Consider the following 16,591-nt stretch of genomic DNA (forward strand, 5'->3'; position numbering starts at 1 on the left):
TGTTAGGGTTTGTTTCTTGCTATGGTATACACCATTACATAATTGAGGTTTATAACTTCTGGATGTAGGTGTACTGCCAGACTCAAGTCAAAATAGAACTAACATTCTTAAAAGCGACTAAGCAATCCAAAGCCTCTAGTTCCCGCTGGAGGCTTTTCTTACACACACACTTCAGATTACACTTATTTTACAGGTAGTAAACAACTCTAAATATTTCACTCTATTTCTAAGGGAATCGGACGCAGCCTTCCTGATACTTCAATACTGGGAAAATTTGGATCGAAAGTTAAGTTTTCCAACTTTCCACCCTGGACAATGACAAAAGTATCTTCCACTTTTGCCCCTGGTAAACTTGGATTCCAAGCAACAGCTGTGCCTTCTGTTAAAGTGTCAGTCGTTGTGGGATTTGCTACAACTTCTCGCGCCAAATATCCTGTAGTCCCACCTTGGTGGTGTTTGCGGATACCATCCTGAAACCCGTGTTGTTGATAGGCTTTAGCTAAGGTGTTATAAACAGAATTCAAGGACACTCCAGATTGGCACAAATTCAAAGCTTGGGCTTCAATTTCACGAACTTGACAGTGCAATTTGGTATGTTCTTCCGAAAGCACGCCAAAACTAACAAATCGCGTCAGATTTGCATACAAGCCATAACCTCTAGCGCAAAACACTAGCATTGCTTCCCGTCCCAAGGGTTCATTGGTGGGTGTGGCATGGCGGTACAGGGGTAACCGCTTTTCACCAGCCACCAAGGTCAGTGTTGGATGCAGCCCCCTCGCCCATAACGCTTCTGCACCTGCACCCGCTAGCTGATATTCTGTCCAGGTGGGCTTGGAAGCTTTTAGTACTTCTGTCATGGCTTCACTTGCTTTTTGCCCCACTCGGCGATATCGCTCTAGCTCGCTTGACATCATGGCTCTTTTATGAGTTTGTAAAGATGGGGGTAACAGCTTTTCCGTTTCAAGAATCGGGCGATCGCTTAAAACCTTTCCTCCACCAGTCACATCACGGACAAAAGCCTCACGTTGGGAAGCATCAGCCCAAGGATTGACGTGAAGAAGAAAATTCTTTGGGAGTTCTTCATCCTGCAAACGCTGGGCTTCAATTTCGTCTGTTAATACCCAAGCATTTTGTTCTGTGACAAGCACTTCTGCAACACCGGTTTCTGCAGCCAACAGCACGGTGTTAGATGCGCCAGCCGTCGCCCAAGCAAACCAGTCCGTTCCGCGCAGGCGCAAACCCTGTACCCCGGTTTCTGCTAGAGTTTGACGAATGAACTCTAGCTTGGCGGAGACTTCTTCGTTGAGAGATTTCATTTGTTGGTGACCATTCCATAAGTATAGAGACGTAGTATGCTACGTCTCTACAAACCATGATAGGGCGTGGTTATTACAATCGCGCTAGAGTTTCGATATTTACCGCTACCGCTTGTAAGTCCTTCGCCTTGTCTTCTGGTAAGGCGTCATTGGCAAACATCCCTGCTGCAAGTTCCGTTCCAGCCAAATACTTGAGCCTCTCGCTCGTTCGATAAGGAGGATAAAACTCGGCGTGTAAATGAGCTTCAGGATGGGGATCTGCGTCAGTTGGGGCACCAAACCAAGCCATCAAGTATGGAAATGGACGGTTCCACAAACCGTCATACTTAAGAGTGACAGTTTTTAACGCCCTGGCGAGCCCTCTACGTTGCTCTGGGGTCAGATCGTAAAAGGTACCTACTGGCTTAATTGGAGCAATCCAAACCTCATAGGGGTAACGAGCGCACACGGGAACAAATGCGATCGCGTACTCATCTTGATAAATAATCCGGTGTTGTTCGGCTATTTCCTTTTGGATCAAATCTTCCAGCAATCCGCGCTGGTGCTCCTGGTAGTACTGCCACTGTTGCTCCAACATTCGTGCTGGAACAGGCGGTACAAAAGGATAGGCGTAAATTTGCCCGTGGGGATGGTGCAGGGTTACGCCCACCTCCACGCCTTTGTTTTCAAACGGCAGCACATACTGAATGTCCTGATTTTCTCCAAGTACGCGAGTGCGATCGCCCCAGACTTGCAACAGTAATTCTAAGTGCTCCAGTTCCAAAGAACTCAGGGAGGCTTGGGGGTCTTGGGTAAAAACCACTACCTCACAGGCACCGTTTGCTGGCAAGGTTTCCACAATGTTGGCAGGTGGATCGTGTGCAGTAAGCACCATTGAAGGAAAGCGGTTATCGAACACCGCCACATCATACTTTCCTTGGGGGAGTTCGGTAGGGAACTGCGGATCTTTGGTGGGGGCGAGGGGGTTGTATTCTGGGGGCGGCATAAAAGTCCGCCCCTGACGGTGACTCGCGTAAGCTACCCATTCCCCCCGTAAGTCTGGCATTTGTTCGTAAAGACGCACCAACTGGGGTGCCATCTTCATGGTGATTGTGCCTGCAGTAATAATAAGGTCAGCTTGGCGGGGGCTGGAACGAGGAATCAGACCAAAGCGGTCGAAGTCAAATCGCGAACCAATAAGAGCTGCAAACTCAATGAAGCAGCAAGCAGTGCCAAATAGCAGCGGCCATAGACTGGAGAGTCGCACCCAATCGTACAGGTCATCAACAGTAGTCAGAATGACATTTTCTGACAAATCTTGGGTTACTGTAGGACGCTCAATCGGGTTGAGGATGCGCTCTTTCTGCTGCTCTATATTTGTATCTAAGACCATTCCACAGCTCCTGTACGCCATGCGTAAACTAGGGCAACTACAAGAATTGCTATAAAAATGAGCGCTTCAATAAACGCCAATAGCCCAAGGCGGTTAAAAGCTACTGCCCAGGGATATAAGAATACAGTTTCTACGTCAAAAACGACGAAGACCAGCGCAAACATATAGTAGCGGATGTTGAACTTAATCCAGGCCCCACCTATGGGTTCCATACCAGATTCATAGGTGGTACGCCGTTCTGGGTTGCGACCGCTGGGTCGCAGGAGCTTGGACGCCGATAGAGCCAAGACAGGGACTAGGCTGCAGAAGATTAGGAAGCCTAGGAGGTACTCGTAACCGCTGAGGACAAACACAATAAATTTCTACCGCGAGTGAGTGCAAATAACTCTGTTAACCTTATTTCACATTATATCGATTTGCCTTTCTTGAATCCTCAATAAACCGAACTAGGCACGATTTGATTCGTTTGTGCTTGATATAGAAAACCCTGAAGGAAGGATCGAGGATGAAGGATAAAGGATAAAAGGTGAATTCCTGGTATAATACGCCAGAAAAACTTTCACTTCATACTTCATACTTTACCCTTCATCCTTCTGCTGAGACATATGTCATAATTTTTAACGTAGATTTAAGATTTGCTTCTTACGAATGCCAAAGCCATGAGCGAACAAGCTGTTGCCAACTCCCCGTTAGACAGATACGAGTGCCGTGCCTGCGGCTACGTTTACGAACCACAGAAGGGTGACGACAAGCACGATATTGTGCCAGGAACCCCCTTTGCTGAACTACCTTCTAACTGGCGCTGTCCGGTTTGCAGCGCTAAGAAAAATGCTTTTACTAACGTTGGTCCTGCAGGTACGGCGTCGGGCTTCCAAGAAAATCTTAAATATGGCTTGGGTGTTAATACGCTGACTCCAGGACAGAAAAACTTGCTCATTTTTGGTGCATTGGCTCTTGCGTTCTTGTTTTTTATGAGTCTCTACGGCATACAGTAAAAGTACTGAGTAAGCCTAAGGCTGCATTTTTACAGAATTGCTAAACAAATTTAGACTAAAAACTGAAAAATACAAATGCTTTCAATTGCAAAATTTTGGCAGCGGATATTGGCTTTATTTGCCGTGGTTATCCTGTGTGTAGGTTGCAGTCAAGTTCCTTCAACCAGTTACAATCCTTGGGAAGTGATTTCTATCCCAACAGATGCGAAACTTCTCGATATTGCTTTTACCAGCGACCCCCAACACGGTTTTTTAGTGGGTAGCAACGCGGCTTTGTTGGAAACTAAAGACGGTGGTTTAACTTGGCAACCCATAGAGTTACAATTGGAAGACACAAAACTCCGTTTTAACACTATTAGTTTTGCAGGCAATGAGGGATGGATCGCTGGCGAACCCTCTTTGCTACTTCACACCGTTGATAGCGGTCGTTCCTGGTCGCGTATTCCCTTGAGTGAAAAGCTACCAGGTAGTCCGATTAACATCGTGGCACTGGGAAAAAACACTGCTGAAATGGCAACAAATGTAGGAGCAATATACAAAACTACAGATGCCGGTCTCAATTGGAAAGCTCAAGTAGAAGAAGCTGTTGGTGTGGTTCGTAACATAGAACGTTCCCCTGACGGTAAATACGTCGCTGTTTCCGCTAAGGGTAACTTTTACTCAACTTGGGAACCAGGGCAAACTGCTTGGGTACCTCATAACCGCAATAGTTCTCGGCGGGTTGAAAATATGGGATTTGCTGGAGATGGTCAATTGTGGATGCTAGCACGGGGAGGTCAAGTACAGTTTAGCGAGCCAACCGATCCGGAAAAGTGGCAAGAGGCCCAATTCCCAGAATTTTCCACAAGTTGGGGCTTGCTCGATTTAGCTTATCGCAACAGTAATGAAATTTGGCTAAGTGGTGGTAGCGGTAATTTGATGCGAAGCCCTGACGGCGGCAAAACTTGGGAAAAAGACCGGGATGTAGAGGGAGTTCCCGCTAATCTTTACAAAATCGTTTTTTTCAGTCCGGATAAGGGTTTTGTTATTAGCGATCGCGGTGTTTTACTCAAATACAACCCCAGTATTGCATCCGATACCAAGTCTGAGGCAGCCTAAATATTTATTTTTGTTTCTGAGAAAGAAGTTACAACGTGTAACTCTTTCTTAACTTTGTAGGATAATGATCTCAGTAACAATCTTTGTGAAGGTAGGGAGATAAATGTCAGGCACCACTGGAGAACGTCCGTTTTCGGATATTGTAACTAGCATTCGTTACTGGGTGATCCACAGCATCACCATACCGGCACTTTTTGTTGCAGGTTGGTTGTTTGTCAGCACTGGCTTGGCATATGATGCCTTTGGTACACCTCGCCCCAATGAGTACTACACACAAGTACGGCAGGAATTGCCAATTGTAAATAACCGTTTTGAATCCAAAAAACAAGTAGAACAATTTATTAACACAAAGTAATTTCAGATTATGACAAGCGGAAATAACATCAATCAACCAGTTACCTATCCAATTTTTACGCGTCCGGTGGAGCCACTGGTGTAGATGGCGTAAGCTAAATTATCGGCGCAGACATGAATGTTGGGGTTGGATGAACTGTGAGCGCTCGGCCAAAATGAGTCTAAGTAGACAATATGCCCGTGTATCTCGGGCAGAAGATTTGCTACCGTTTGTTGAGTCAGCAGCACTTTAGCACCTGAGTTTTCCAAAATATACGCCAATCGCTCTGGTGGGTAGATGGGGTCGAGGGGGACATATGCCCCACCGGCTTTGAGAATTGCCAGTAGTCCCACCAACATCTCGATTGAGCGTTCGACACAAATAGCTACCAACACTTCCGGTTTTACACCTAACTCTAGTAGGTGATGTGCGAGTTGATTGGCTTTGGCGTTTAACTGACTGTAGGTGAGTTGTTTGTTTTCAAACACCACTGCTACGGCATTGGGTGTCTTTTCAACCCGTTGCTCAAACAAGGAATGCAGACACAATTGTTTGGGATAATCTAGTTGAGTATCGTTCCACTCCACTAGTATCTGATGTTGTTCGCGATCGCTCAGCAGTGGGAGTTCTGATATCTTCTGATGGGGATTGGCAACCACAGCCGATAGTAGAGTTAGATAGTGCTCTGCCATTCGCGCAATGGTAGTAGCATCAAACAAATCGGTGTTGTAATCAAGAAACCCACTCAATCCAACGGCTGTATTTTCACTGAATCCTTGGGCAGTGTTTTTTAAGGTGAGGTTCAAATCAAACTTAGCAGTTGAGCTTTCGAGTTCCAATGGCGAGAGTGTTAAGTTGGGAAGTTGCAACACTTGCATTGGTGTATTGTGGAGCACAAACATCACTTGGAAAAGTGGCGTGTGGCTTAAAGAACGCTCTGGCTGCAATTGTTCCACCAACTGCTCAAAGGGCAGGTCTTGATGGGCGTAAGCACCAAGGGCAACTGAGCGTACTTGCGACAGGAAATCAACAAAACTGGGATTGCCAGATAAATTGCCCCGCAGCACTAAAGTGTTGAGAAATAACCCGAATAACCCCTCTGTTTCGGCACGATTGCGGTTGGCTATTGGTGTACCCACACAAATGTCAGTCTGACCGCTATAGCGATATAGCAATACCTGAAATGCTGCCAGTAACGTCATGAACAGTGTCACGCCCTGTCGCTGACTTAAGGCAGTTAACGCGTCACATAACTCTTGGGAAAGTTTAAATTTCTCCGTTGCCCCGCTATAAGTTTGAATAGCGGGTCGCGGTCTGTCGGTAGGCATTTCCAACAAAGCCGGAGCATCTGCAAGTTTTTCCTTCCAGTATCCCACCTGCTTTGTCAGTTCTTCTCCCTGCAACCACTGCCGCTGCCAAACAGCAAAGTCAGCATACTGAATCGGCAACTTTGGTAGCGCAACTGGTACATTGCTGTAAACAGCTTGATAGATTGCTGCTAACTCGTTTACCAATACCCCCATTGACCACCAATCTGAAACCATATGGTGCATCATCAGTAGCAGAACGTGTTCTGTCTCTGTTAGCTTGAACAAACTCGCCCGCACTAGTGAGTCAGTTGTCAAGTCAAAGGGTTGTGCGGCTTCTTCAAGAATTAATTGGCGGCAGGTGCTTTCTCGCTGTGTTAGCTCTAAGTGTTGCAAGTCCACAGTTACCAGGGTTATGGTCTTGCTGTCAGCAATAACTTGTACCGGTTGCCCATCTACTACAACAAAGTTAGTACGCAGGACTTCGTGGCGGCTGATGATGTGATTGAGACTGTATTCTAGAGCAGTAACATTGAGCTTCCCCTCAAAACGCACTTGCACGTGAATGTTGTAAAAGCCACTCTCAGGCTCTAACTGCTGTAGGAACCACAAGCGTTGTTGGGCAAAGGACAGTGGTAGTTTGAGGGTGCGCGAAACGGGCTGAATTGTCGCTAGCGCGGAACTTGAGGTCAGACTGGCTTTTTGCAAAAACGCGAGGATTTCTGCTTTGCGCTCTTGTAACTGAAGGCGCAGAGACGGTGTGAGTATTCCCTCAGGGGCGCTACACCGCAGACGATCGCCATCCACCCACAGCTTTACATCTAACGTGCAGAGGTCAGACAAAAACTCCTCAATAGTTTTCATAGCTGTATCTCCTCTTGTTCGCCAATCGATGAAATGGACTCAACACCGTCGTGCAGATTCTGCCACAACTCATTAACGTTTTTGGCTCTTGGAAAACGACCACCAATGCTGGCGAGCACTTCCATTCCATTATGGGTTTCCTGTTTATCCATTGTTCTTTTTCCTTTGTTTCATCAGTGGTTGTCGTTTCAGAGCTTCTATTTGCTTGCTGGCGCGGGCATTGATTTTTTGCCTTGCAGGTGTTGCCCCATTCTGCTCCTGTCCGAGATATTGCGCCAAGGTACTTATAGTTGGATATTTAAATAAATCAACTACTGAAATTTCTTTGTTAATATTTCCAAGTAATTTTTGATTGAGTTTGCTGTGAATTTGAACGACCAGAAGTGAATGACCGCCGAGTTCAAAGAAGTTATCGTTCACACCAACTCTTTCCAAATTCAACACCTCTTGCCAGACATGAGTGAGAATTCGCTCCACCTCGTTGCGCGGTGCAACGTATGCTTGAACCTCTATTCGGGTTTGGTCGGGAGTGGGCAGGGCTTTGCGGTCAACTTTGCCATTGGGTGTGAGTGGAAAGGCATCAAGCACCACAAAATAGGATGGCACCATGTATTCGGGCAGTTGCTGTTTGAGGAAAGAGCGCAACTCACTCACGACTGGTGTTGCCTGAGTATGGGGTACTAAGTAAGCAACCAAGCGCTTGTCCCCTGCAATCTCTTTGGCAATGACAACGGCTTGTTCTACAGTTGGGTGCACTGTTAATTAACCGTCTTGATTATGATGGTGTGTTCGGTACAGCGTTGAACCGCTTCTGCATTCAAGCAGCAATTGGACATCCCCTAACAGTTTATGGTATAGGCGGCCAAACCAGGGGATTTTTGGATATTCGCGACACAGTGCGATGTATTGAAATCGCAATAGCCAATCCAGCACAGCCTGGTGAATTCCGCGTGTTTAACCAGTTCACAGAGCAATTTAGCGTTGGCGATTTAGCGATGATGGTTAAGCGGGCTGGGAACGCGATGGGGTTGAATGTAGAAATTAATCACCTAGATAATCCAAGGGTTGAGAGGGAAGAACACTACTTTAATGCCAAAAACACAAAGCTTTTGGACCTTGGGCTGCAACCTCATTACCTGTCTGATTCTCTACTCGATTCTTTGCTGAATTTTGCTATTAAATACCAAAATCGAGTTGATAAAAATCAAATTCTGCCTAAAGTCTCTTGGCGGAGAAATTAGGTTGAGAAGAATACAGAACGCAGAACACAGAAATCAGAATATTCCATAAAGTTAAAGGATTCAGTGGGGAGAATGCTTTTTTATTTATAAATAAATTAGGAGCATTACGACCAATACTGACAACTTAGTCGTAAACATCCCTTCTGAGTTCTGAGTTCTGAGTTCTGTCTTGTCAAAATTTTTATCCTTCATATCTTTAACACTTCAGTAGGCTTTAGCTCATCGGGTGCAATATTGAGAGAAATGTGCCGTACAACCCTTAATTTGGGGAATTAATACCTAGCCCAAGTAAGAGAATTGTCATTGTTTGTCATTCCAAATTGCAAAAAAGCTGGGATTTTTCAAATCTCTTTTGCCTGTAGAGACAAGAATTTTATATGCGAATCGCTTTGTTTACCGAAACCTTTCTGCCTAAGGTTGACGGCATAGTAACACGCCTGAGTCATACCGTTGACCATCTCCAGCGCAATGGAAACCAAGTACTAGTAGTTGCCCCTGATGGCGGCATCACTGAATACAAAGGAGCTAGAGTATATGGAGTGTCCGGTTTTCCCCTACCACTCTACCCAGAGTTAAAAATGGCACTACCTCGCCCAGCAATTGGTTATGTTCTAGAGGACTTTAAGCCAGATCTTATTCATGTAGTAAATCCAGCAGTTTTGGGATTAGCTGGTATATTTTATAGCAAATACCTCAATATTCCTCTGGTTGCGTCTTACCACACCCATCTACCCCAGTACCTTCAACATTACGGTTTGGGAATGCTAGAAGGGTTGCTGTGGGAACTGCTCAAAGCAGCGCACAATCAAGCATCTCTTAATTTGTGTACTTCTACGGCAATGATGCAGGAGTTGATAACACATGGTATCGAAAGGGTTGATTTGTGGCAGAGAGGAGTGGACACAGAATTGTTTCATCCCGACACCAAATGCCAACAAATGCGATCGCGATTATCGAACAATCACCCCCACAGCCCATTATTACTCTATGTGGGGCGTCTTTCAGCTGAGAAAGAAATTGAACGGATCAAACCAATTTTAGAAGCCATACCCGAAGCGCGGTTAGCGTTGGTGGGTGATGGACCTCATCGTCAAGCACTAGAAAAACACTTTGTCGGTACAAATACGAATTTTGTTGGTTATCTTGTTGGTAAGGAATTAGCTTCTGCTTTTGCCAGCGCTGACGCTTTTATCTTTCCTTCCCGTACAGAAACATTGGGATTGGTTCTGCTAGAAGCTATGGCAGCAGGTTGTCCCGTTGTTGCAGCCCGTTCTGGCGGTATTCCAGATATTGTAACAGACGGGGTCAACGGATATCTGTTTGAACCAGAAGCAGATGTTCAAAGTGCAGTTAATGCGACTGTTCGTCTTTTGGAACAGCAACAAGAGCGAGAAATTATCCGTCAAAATGCTCGCAAAGAGGCAGAAATTTGGGGTTGGGCATCTGCTACACGTCAGTTACAAATCTACTATCAAGATGTAATTTCTTCTCAACTGCCAGCAGCAGCGTAAAAATGGTTAGTCGTTAGTTGTTAGTTGGTAGTTGTTAATTGTTAGTTGTTAAATATTAACCACTAACAATTCTCTCAACTAAAATCTATGATTAACCACTAACCACTAACCAATTTCATCCACAAATTCCATGACTCTCCTAAATACTGGTAGCGTCCTGGCTACATTAACAGAACTAACTCAAGTCAACCGCACAAACGCTTTATTGCGCCGTGTCAAAGACTTATCCGTTAACGAATTCGTTTGCTTGCTAGATTTTATAACAGCTGAGTTTCAGCAATTTCTAAGAGCGATTGAACTTATTAATAACGAAGCTCTAGAAACAATGCTGGAAAAAGTTTTAGAAGCAATTACACTCAAAATTGGTCAAATTCTCCAAGCTCAGCATACCACAATTTTTCTTGTTGACCATGACAAAGGTCAACTGTGGTCAAAAATTCCTCAAGAAAATATTCACAAACCTTTAGAAATCCGCACTCCCATAAATGTTGGTATTCCCGGTCATGTTGCAAGTACCAGCCAATATCTAAACATATCAGAAACCTCTTCTCATCCCCTTTTCAACCCAGAATTAGAAAAACAAATGGGTTATAAGATTCATAACATTTTATGTATGCCAGTTTTAAGCAGTAAAAATCAAGTTGTAGCAGTTGTACAACTGGCAAATAAAACAGGAGATGTTCCCTTCGATATTGAAGATGAAGAACGCTTTCGGGACTTTGCTGCATCAATTGGTATTATTTTGGAAAGCTGTCAATCTTTTTATGTAGCAGCTCGCAATCAAAGGGGTGCAACGGCTCTTTTACGAGCAACTCAGACCCTTGGGCAAAGCTTGGATTTAGAAGCAACTTGTATTACTCTGCGCGAAAATAGCACAGCAAGGCAATGGCTATCGTCAGATATTGAGTTGGCTAAAGCAGTCGCAAGCCAAGCCGCTATCGCCGTGCAGCAGTCACGTCTTTATCAAAAAACCCGCGAACAAGCCGAGCGATTAATAGAATTAGATAGACAAAAAACGGAATTTTTTCAGAATATCTCTCATGAGTTCCGCACTCCCATAACGTTGATTCAAGGACCCTTGGAAGCAGCTGTTGCGTCTAATGAGGGTCTGTCCTACTCACAAAGCGCGATCGCATTGCGTAATTCCCGTCGATTGCTGCGGCTGGTCAATCAACTCCTGGATCTGCAACGATTGGATGCAGGTAGAATGCAGCCCGGATTCCGACCTTGTAATTTAGTTGAATTTGTCAGTCAAATTGTTGAATCATTTCGCCCTTACTGCGAGAAAAAGGAATTGAACCTGCTGACAACGTTTGAAGAATGCCCCACAGTGTACTTGGATATGGAAAAATTTGACAAAGTGGTTTACAACCTCCTGTCAAATGCCATGAAATTTACTCCCAATGGTGGAACCATCAACGTCACCGTCAAAGGAGTGGGAGACAAATGTTTATTACAGGTACAAGATACCGGAATTGGCATCGTTAAGGAACAAATTCCCCATTTATTTGAGCGGTTTCGTCAAGCAGAAGGCTCAGAGAATCGTTCTTATGAAGGCAGTGGCTTGGGTTTGGCTCTAGTCAAAGAATTGGTAGAACTCCACAGTGGTGAAGTCAACGTTAATTCAGTTTATGGACAAGGGACTACCTTTGGTGTATGGCTGCTTCCCGGCAGCACTCACTTAAACCCAGAGCAACTTGTAGAAACGCCATGCGAGTTGAATACCAGCCGTGCTAGTGTGGAATTGGCTGATTTAGAACTGATAGAACTATCAAATGGCAGCGAAAGCCATGTAGTAGATTCCGAACGCCAAGACTCAACACTCAAAAACGGTTATTCAGTCTTGGTTGTAGATGATAACCCGGACTTGCGAACATATGTATCTGGTATTCTTCGTGCCAATGGTTATCAGGTCAAAACAGCTCGTAATGGTTTAGAAGGTTTGCGTATAGCTAGGGAATTTGTACCTAATTTAATTGTTAGCGACCTCATGATGCCTGTGATATCTGGATTGGAAATGATTCGCCAAATCCGCCATGAGGAGAGGTTGAAAGGCATACCAATTATCCTGTTGACAGCAAAAGTCGATGAAGAAACTCGTATTGAAGGTACAGAACGCGGTGCAGATGCTTACCTCGCCAAGCCATTTAATGACCGGGAACTTCTGGCAGAGGTGAGAAATCTTTTAGCCCTGAAGGAAAATGAACGGCGGGTTTTGGAGTTAAATACTTACTTGACACAGTCAGTACTCAAGCGCTTTTTACCACCAGTTTTGGTGCAAAAAGCAGCAGTAGGACAATTGGTTTTGGATTTGCGACCAGAACCGCGTTTAATTACAGTTCTGTTTAGTGACATTGTGGGTTTTACTCAACTCTCAAATACTTTAAGATCGCGACGAGTTGCAGAATTGTTAAATGAATATCTAGAAGAAATGACACGAGCCGTGTTTAACAACGGCGGTACAGTAGATAAGTTTATGGGAGATGCAATATTAGCTTTATTTGGAGCACCAGAAGAATTAACACCAAATGAACAGGTACGTCGCGCTATTAATACAGCAAGGGCAATGCTGCGATCGCTGAAACAGTTAAACAAACGCTGGAAAGAGCAAGGTATTTTTGATACAGACGGGCGTAGTGGTGTGGAATTTCGCTGCGGTATCCATCAGGGAACAGCAGTGGTAGGAATGTTTGGTAGTGATGAACGCGCTGATTACACGGCGATTGGTCCTAGCGTCAATATTGCAGCTCGGTTACAACAAGCAGCTGCTCCCGGTACTATACTGGTTTCTGCTGCTGTCGCAGATTATTTAGAAGATGATGAAATTACCAAATGCAGCCCTTTAGAACTCAAAGGAGTAGACGAAACAGTTCTTACCTTCTCTGTGACACCAGAAGTTGTAGCTAATAGATAATGGTTAATGGTTAATGGTTAGTAGTTCGTAGCTAGTATCAACAACAACTAACCACTAACTACCAACTAATAACTACTAACAATTTATACATATGACACAATCGGTGACTGACCAAACTCCAATATCAGATAAAACATGGAGACGACATACCGATCCACCCGGTTTGTGGATTGCTGTAGCCGTAAGTTCAGTGGCTCTGCACTTGGTGTTATTGGGGCTGATGCGGTCTTACGGATTTGGTCTCTTATCACAGAAAAGCTCTTCTCATGCCGTACCTATAGAATTTATAACGATTTCTCCACGTAAAACGGCAACCAACGTCAAACCAAAATCAAGTTCACCCAAAAGACCACCAACAGCACAAAACCCTACTTCAGCAAAGGTAGCAAAGCAAGTTCCTCAAAGGGCTTTAACCGCGAATTCTTCTCCAGCAGAAGATAGAAATGCTATTGCTTTTACGAATACCCCTCCAATCCCAACAACACAGAAGGTTGAGCCTAAAAGCCCACTACCTGAGTCTAAAGTCAGTGTAGACCCAGAACCTCCTCAGCCAGAACCAAACTTTGCACCAATTCCTCCAGAGGATCGACAACCAGAACCCACACCCACGGTAGATCCTTTTGAAAACCAACAACCAGAACCTACTCCTTCTCCTGTCTTTACTGAAAATCCAGAACCAGAACCCACACCCACGGTAGATCCTTTTGAAAACCAACAACCGGAACCTACTCCTTCTCCTGTCTTTACTGAAAATCCAGAACCAGAACCCACACCCACGATAGATCCGGACGGGAAGTTTGAATTAAAATCACTGGTAATCCATCCCCTTCTTGCGCCACTTCCCCCGCTTTATAATATTTTGCTCCTTTACGCAAGTAATCCAACATTTCCCAGGACACAACACCCAAGCTGAGGAAGGAGTCTTCTGGGATTAAATCATCTCGCAATGACCGGAATAAGGACATTTCTTCCGTTTCTTCTTCATCGTCTTCATCGTCTTCATCATCGTTAAAACCCGCTATTTCCTCTAATTCTGCAGCCAACTGCGGCATGGTGGAGACAACAACAGGCAATGATTTTGTTGCTTCATCTGAAGATTCGGGCAGCAAAATGCGGTAGCGTCGGTTTAGGGCGGGGAAGGTATCACCATTGAGTGGGCGGCGATGGTCGCGTATAAAGCGGTAAAGGCTTTCTAACGCCACTAAAACGACTAGTGCTTCTTCGTCATATAAAACAGACCTCAGCCCTTCCAAGGGATGGATATTGCCAAAGGTGGGTTCTATTTCAGAAAGCGGCAAATCTGCTAAATCGCTAAATTCATCATCCTCATCTTCGATTTCATCCACACCCTCAAAAGTGAGAAACAGGCAATCTTGCTTGAGAAAAGCTTCTTCCAAGTGCCCTTGTGATTCATCATCTTTTAAAACTGTTGCGCGAAAACGTTTTAAGGACTCCTCTGAACGATACAACAGGATTCCGTACTCCATCCCCAGCATTCCCATAACGCTGGCGTAAACAGTTCCAACATCCCATTTGTTAATCTCTATGGACAGAATTTGCTGTTCTTCCAATAATTCCCAAGGGGCTGCTTGCCAAATGGCAAATGCCTTTTCCCGCAACGCTTGTGCGTACTGGGGGGGCAAATCCGGGACTTGACTGTCCAAAATTTCAGCAAATCCACGAAATAATTCGTCAATTAGGGGCAATTCTGGTGAATAGTCAATTGCTATATCTAAATCTTGAAGTACTCCGCGTAGGTAGAATTGGATTTCTCTGTCTCTGACAACAATTCTTTGAGGACGAGCAGGTTTTGCTGGGCTGTGAGGATTTTCCATTGCTCGCATTAAGGTGCGAACAACTGCTTCCGGACCTGTCTCTGGCGCTACTACGTCCATTCCCCGGACAATACCCTGCGTACCGTCCACCCATACAATACACTCACCCTGTGCTTCCAAGTCCGGGCTTTGGATCTGTGATGATGACAACGGACGGCGATCGCCCTCCCATACAGAAGGAATCTGAGTTAATTTCTTCAGCCGACGACTGGTAGAGCAATTAAAACTTGTCATAGAGTCTTTAAATCAAAAAATAAATAAAAAAGTCAATTTTTTAGGTTACACAACGACCCAGGCTGAAAAACCTTGGTATTTGGTGAAAACTGATTGCGGAGGGGTTTTGCTACAAAGCATATACTTCAAAAATATTGAATTTTTACATACCGAATCTCTCAATTCTAGAATAAAAATATTTGCGTGCTTTGGACGGAGTATTTACAATTTGCCAACCTAGGACCCTAATATCGCTACAATGGAATCAAAAACTTAATTAAGCTAGCACGAACAGCAGGATACGGGTTGAACTCAGAATCTCTGCTGCGGTAGAGCAAATCTTAAACCAGGCAAGGAGTTTAAACAAGAGATGACACAAGCAACTCAGACTCAACAAGCGGGAATTCGGTTGAGCGAAGCCGCATTCCGACAAGTGAAATTCTTGCGAGATAAGCAAGGTACAGACCTATGCTTGCGGGTTGGAGTGCGTCAAGGCGGTTGTTCAGGGATGTCTTACCTCATGGATTTTGAAGACCCCAGCAAGATTACCCCTCAAGACGAAGTTTATGATTATGATGGCTTTAAAATTGTATGCGATCGCAAGAGTCTATTGTATCTGTACGGTTTAATACTAGATTATAGCGATGCTATGATTGGCGGCGGCTTCCAGTTCTCAAACCCCAACGCCAATCAAACCTGTGGTTGCGGTAAGTCTTTTGGGGTGTAATATTGTCCATTGTCCAGTGTAGTTTGTCATTTGACGAAAAGCACCGGAAGCTTAACCAATGACTATTGACCATTGACTAATGACTCAAACGGTTGAATCCCTGTTTGATACAGGTTTAGAACGCTATAAAGCTGGAGAATCAGCAGATTCATTAATACCTTTGTTTAAAGAGCTTTGCGATCGCGCCCCTAAAAACAGTTCTGCATGGACTTGCTTGGCGTGGTTGTATTTGTTAGACAATAAACCCAGTTTGGCATCAAAAGCTGCACAAAAAGCAGTCAAGCTGAATCCACAAGATCCTCAAGCGAGGGTCAATTTGGCTCTGGCAATGTTAGACACCGGTCAAAAAGGTCTGCGCCAGCATGTTGACTTTGCCCAACAGTTGATGTTTGTGAATCCTGAGTGGCAAGAGGAACTCAAAAGCAACATAGAAGATGGTTTGAGTAGAAAACCGGATTGGCAAAGTTTGATAAAAGTCAAAGGTTGGCTATTTCCAGAGTAAATGTTATTGGTTAGTGGATAGTAGATAGTGGTTAGCTGTGGGAAATTACTGCTAACTGCTTACTACGCGCCTACTAACCACTATCCCCTATTTTTTTATGAAAGACAAATTTTTAAACTGGCTAAATATACTGTTAATGGCGGATGTATTTCTGGTCTTATTCGGCTTTGGATGGTTAGCGGTAGCAGTTACTGGTAAAACACTTGGTGTCCCACTGGGCTTGGATTTGTGGTACAAGCTGTGGCAACCCGTATTTAACCCAGCTATTGGTATTCTTATGGCTGGTGCCCTTATCAATGGAATTATCAGTTGGGTTTCTCGGAAATTTCTCTCTAGTCCTTAGTCATTTGTCATTTGTCATT

General features: G+C 44.6%; 14 protein-coding genes and 3 pseudogenes. 9 read left to right on the forward strand and 8 right to left on the reverse strand.

What is annotated here, in order from left to right; genetic code table 11:
- Positions 1–215: 215 nt before the first annotated feature.
- From ACYRY3_RS02735 to ndhC, 4 genes and pseudogenes are all read right to left on the reverse strand, one after another.
- Complete coding sequence (locus ACYRY3_RS02735) at positions 216–1,316, reverse strand: M24 family metallopeptidase (protein ID WP_460200244.1); 1,101 nt, start codon at positions 1,314–1,316, stop codon at positions 216–218.
- A 73-nt stretch (positions 1,317–1,389) separates the two neighbouring features.
- Positions 1,390–2,361 (reverse strand): galactose-1-phosphate uridylyltransferase, encoded by a 972-nt coding sequence (galT, locus tag ACYRY3_RS02740; protein WP_460200260.1) that lies wholly within the window; start codon positions 2,359–2,361, stop codon positions 1,390–1,392.
- Positions 2,353–2,688: pseudogene (gene nuoB, locus ACYRY3_RS02745) on the reverse strand (NADH-quinone oxidoreductase subunit NuoB); the annotation flags it as partial. The pseudogene nuoB and the gene galT, both read right to left, overlap by 9 nt.
- Complete coding sequence (gene ndhC, locus ACYRY3_RS02750; protein ID WP_460200245.1) at positions 2,679–3,041, reverse strand: photosynthetic/respiratory NAD(P)H-quinone oxidoreductase subunit C; 363 nt, start codon at positions 3,039–3,041, stop codon at positions 2,679–2,681. The gene ndhC and the pseudogene nuoB, both read right to left, overlap by 10 nt.
- Before the next feature lie 306 nt (positions 3,042–3,347).
- Between ndhC and ACYRY3_RS02755 the strand changes: the two genes are divergently transcribed.
- The 3 genes from ACYRY3_RS02755 (at position 3,348) to psbE (ending at position 5,136) form a co-directional block, all read left to right on the forward strand.
- Positions 3,348–3,683, forward strand: coding sequence for a rubredoxin (locus tag ACYRY3_RS02755; RefSeq protein ID WP_460200246.1), 336 nt, complete (start codon positions 3,348–3,350; stop codon positions 3,681–3,683).
- Positions 3,684–3,758: 75 nt separating this feature from the next.
- The gene (locus ACYRY3_RS02760; RefSeq protein ID WP_460200247.1) at positions 3,759–4,781 is read left to right on the forward strand and encodes a photosynthesis system II assembly factor Ycf48; all 1,023 of its coding nucleotides are present in this window, start codon (positions 3,759–3,761) and stop codon (positions 4,779–4,781) included.
- 103 nt (positions 4,782–4,884) lie between these two features.
- On the forward strand, positions 4,885–5,136 hold the full coding sequence (gene psbE / locus ACYRY3_RS02765; RefSeq protein ID WP_460200248.1) for a cytochrome b559 subunit alpha: 252 nt from the start codon (positions 4,885–4,887) through the stop codon (positions 5,134–5,136).
- Between the two features lie 44 nt (positions 5,137–5,180).
- Here psbE and ACYRY3_RS02770 read toward each other — a convergent pair whose 3' ends face one another.
- Genes ACYRY3_RS02770 through ACYRY3_RS02780 form a run of 3 tightly spaced genes read right to left on the reverse strand, consistent with a single transcriptional unit; the run spans position 5,181 to position 8,042 of the window.
- Complete coding sequence (locus ACYRY3_RS02770) at positions 5,181–7,286, reverse strand: non-ribosomal peptide synthetase (protein WP_460200249.1); 2,106 nt, start codon at positions 7,284–7,286, stop codon at positions 5,181–5,183.
- Positions 7,283–7,438, reverse strand: coding sequence for a beta-ketoacyl synthase N-terminal-like domain-containing protein (locus tag ACYRY3_RS02775; RefSeq protein ID WP_460200250.1), 156 nt, complete (start codon positions 7,436–7,438; stop codon positions 7,283–7,285). The genes ACYRY3_RS02770 and ACYRY3_RS02775 overlap by 4 nt, the downstream gene beginning before the upstream one ends.
- Positions 7,431–8,042, reverse strand: a complete 612-nt coding sequence (locus ACYRY3_RS02780) for a phosphopantetheine-binding protein (RefSeq protein WP_460200252.1) — start codon at positions 8,040–8,042, stop codon at positions 7,431–7,433. The genes ACYRY3_RS02775 and ACYRY3_RS02780 overlap by 8 nt, the downstream gene beginning before the upstream one ends.
- Between ACYRY3_RS02780 and ACYRY3_RS02785 the strand changes: the two are divergent.
- The 3 genes and pseudogenes from ACYRY3_RS02785 to ACYRY3_RS02795 form a co-directional block, all read left to right on the forward strand.
- A pseudogene (locus tag ACYRY3_RS02785) lies at positions 8,033–8,527 on the forward strand (Rossmann-fold NAD(P)-binding domain-containing protein); the annotation flags it as partial. The gene ACYRY3_RS02780 and the pseudogene ACYRY3_RS02785 overlap by 10 nt on opposite strands.
- A 377-nt stretch (positions 8,528–8,904) precedes the next feature.
- Positions 8,905–10,038: a glycosyltransferase family 4 protein gene (locus ACYRY3_RS02790; RefSeq protein ID WP_460200253.1), complete on the forward strand. Its 1,134-nt coding sequence runs from the start codon at positions 8,905–8,907 to the stop codon at positions 10,036–10,038.
- A 130-nt stretch (positions 10,039–10,168) separates the two neighbouring features.
- The gene (locus tag ACYRY3_RS02795; RefSeq protein WP_460200254.1) at positions 10,169–12,952 is read left to right on the forward strand and encodes an ATP-binding protein; all 2,784 of its coding nucleotides are present in this window, start codon (positions 10,169–10,171) and stop codon (positions 12,950–12,952) included.
- A gap of 785 nt (positions 12,953–13,737) precedes the next feature.
- Here ACYRY3_RS02795 and ACYRY3_RS02800 read toward each other — a convergent pair.
- Positions 13,738–15,021 (reverse strand): annotated as a pseudogene (locus ACYRY3_RS02800) (DUF6930 domain-containing protein); the annotation flags it as partial.
- 349 nt (positions 15,022–15,370) lie between these two features.
- Here ACYRY3_RS02800 and ACYRY3_RS02805 point away from each other — a divergent pair.
- From ACYRY3_RS02805 to ACYRY3_RS02815, 3 genes are all read left to right on the forward strand, one after another.
- On the forward strand, positions 15,371–15,727 hold the full coding sequence (locus ACYRY3_RS02805) for a HesB/IscA family protein (protein ID WP_460200255.1): 357 nt from the start codon (positions 15,371–15,373) through the stop codon (positions 15,725–15,727).
- Between the two features lie 79 nt (positions 15,728–15,806).
- Positions 15,807–16,229, forward strand: coding sequence for a tetratricopeptide repeat protein (locus ACYRY3_RS02810; protein ID WP_460200256.1), 423 nt, complete (start codon positions 15,807–15,809; stop codon positions 16,227–16,229).
- 97 nt (positions 16,230–16,326) lie between these two features.
- Positions 16,327–16,572: a hypothetical protein gene (locus tag ACYRY3_RS02815; RefSeq protein WP_460200258.1), complete on the forward strand. Its 246-nt coding sequence runs from the start codon at positions 16,327–16,329 to the stop codon at positions 16,570–16,572.
- Positions 16,573–16,591 lie beyond the last annotated feature (19 nt).

This window comes from Scytonema sp. NUACC21, from assembly GCF_054684315.1.

Bases quoted from the DNA above. Each gene is read 5' to 3' on its own strand.
- ACYRY3_RS02755 (WP_460200246.1), top strand. From the start codon at position 3,348: ATGAGCGAACAAGCTGTTGCCAACTCCCCGTTAGACAGATACGAGTGC.
- ACYRY3_RS02735 (WP_460200244.1), bottom strand. From the start codon at position 1,316: ATGAAATCTCTCAACGAAGAAGTCTCCGCCAAGCTAGAGTTCATTCGT.
- ACYRY3_RS02770 (WP_460200249.1), bottom strand. From the start codon at position 7,286: ATGAAAACTATTGAGGAGTTTTTGTCTGACCTCTGCACGTTAGATGTA.
- ACYRY3_RS02805 (WP_460200255.1), top strand. From the start codon at position 15,371: ATGACACAAGCAACTCAGACTCAACAAGCGGGAATTCGGTTGAGCGAA.
- ACYRY3_RS02810 (WP_460200256.1), top strand. From the start codon at position 15,807: ATGACTCAAACGGTTGAATCCCTGTTTGATACAGGTTTAGAACGCTAT.
- ACYRY3_RS02815 (WP_460200258.1), top strand. From the start codon at position 16,327: ATGAAAGACAAATTTTTAAACTGGCTAAATATACTGTTAATGGCGGAT.
- ACYRY3_RS02775 (WP_460200250.1), bottom strand. From the start codon at position 7,438: ATGGATAAACAGGAAACCCATAATGGAATGGAAGTGCTCGCCAGCATT.
- ACYRY3_RS02795 (WP_460200254.1), top strand. From the start codon at position 10,169: ATGACTCTCCTAAATACTGGTAGCGTCCTGGCTACATTAACAGAACTA.
- galT (WP_460200260.1), bottom strand. From the start codon at position 2,361: ATGCCAGACTTACGGGGGGAATGGGTAGCTTACGCGAGTCACCGTCAG.
- ACYRY3_RS02760 (WP_460200247.1), top strand. From the start codon at position 3,759: ATGCTTTCAATTGCAAAATTTTGGCAGCGGATATTGGCTTTATTTGCC.
- ACYRY3_RS02790 (WP_460200253.1), top strand. From the start codon at position 8,905: ATGCGAATCGCTTTGTTTACCGAAACCTTTCTGCCTAAGGTTGACGGC.
- psbE (WP_460200248.1), top strand. From the start codon at position 4,885: ATGTCAGGCACCACTGGAGAACGTCCGTTTTCGGATATTGTAACTAGC.